Origin of the sequence: Streptomyces sp. URMC 129, from assembly GCF_051386415.1 — a bacterium.
In the GTDB taxonomy this organism is placed as follows: Bacteria; Actinomycetota; Actinomycetes; order Streptomycetales; family Streptomycetaceae; genus Streptomyces.
This window is the reverse complement of record NZ_JBPQTQ010000284.1, coordinates 1-1012: the sequence shown is the minus strand read 5'-3', so window position 1 is coordinate 1012 and position 1012 is coordinate 1. Positions and strand designations below refer to the sequence as shown.

The 1012-nt window shown below is 77.2% G+C and carries 1 protein-coding gene and 1 pseudogene; both read left to right on the top strand.

Annotated elements, in window-relative coordinates; all coding sequences use genetic code 11:
* Positions 1 to 539 (top strand): methyltransferase domain-containing protein (locus ACSNOC_RS27790; RefSeq protein WP_436750337.1); only part of this gene is annotated, 539 nt, incomplete at its 5' end.
* A gap of 119 nt (positions 540 to 658) precedes the next feature.
* A pseudogene (locus tag ACSNOC_RS27785) lies at positions 659 to 1012 on the top strand (hypothetical protein); the annotation flags it as partial.

Genomic DNA, 1012 nt, shown 5'->3' with positions numbered 1-1012 from the left:
GCCCGCTGCCCTCCGGCCCCGGCCCCGCCCCGGACACCCCCGGCCGCGACCGCCGGCTGCGCGCGCTCGAACTGGCCGTGCTGGGCCCCCGGGTCGGCGACCTGATGTGGGACGTCGGCACGGGCGACGGACTCGCCGCCGTCGAGGCCGCCCGCTTCGGCTCCGCCGTCATCGCCGTCGACCGCGACCCCCAGGCCCTCGCCCGGGCCGAGGCCACCGCGCGGCGCCTGGGAGTCCAGCTCCACACCGTGGGCGGCGTGGCCCCCCAGGTGCTGGAAGATCTGCCCGAGCCCGACGTGATCCGGATCGGCGGCGGCGGGCCGCGCACCCTCGTCGCGTGCGCCGACCGCAGACCGCAGCGCATCGTGACGCACGCGATGACGCGCGATCAGGCCGAGGCCGCCGGACGGGTGTTGAGCGGCGCGGGCTACACGGTCGAGTGCACGCTCGTGCAGTCCGTCGAACTCGACACCCACGACTGGTCCGAACGCGGCCGGGCCGTCGTCTTCCTGCTCGCGGGCCGCAGGGCGCACCCGTGACCGGGGGCCCGGACGGGCCCAGGTAGGCTGATGGATCGTTGTGCCGTCGGCCGGACTTGAGGGTATGTCCCACGATGTCCGGGGTTGGAAGGAGCACGTGCGATGGGCGAGGTGGACGCATGACGGACACCGGCCAGAACCCGGAGGGCCCCCGGCCGGAGCCGGTGGACGTACCGGTTCCCGCGGCCTATCCCTTCCCCGGCCACGCCGACGAGGCCGGGGACACCGAGGAAGAGGACCTGCTGATGCCCGGTGTGAGCGGCGCCTGGGGCGACGCGTCGATGGCGCCCCGCCCCACCCCTCCGCAGCCGTCGCCGGTCCGCCCCCTGGCGGAGCGGGCCGCGCCGGTACCCACGCCCACCGAGCCGGAGTACCTCGACGTGCCCGCCGCACAGCCCCCGGCCGAGCCGGTCGCGGGCCCGGTCGCGCCTGCCGCACCGGCCGTGCCTGCCGCACCGGCCGTGCCGCAGGCG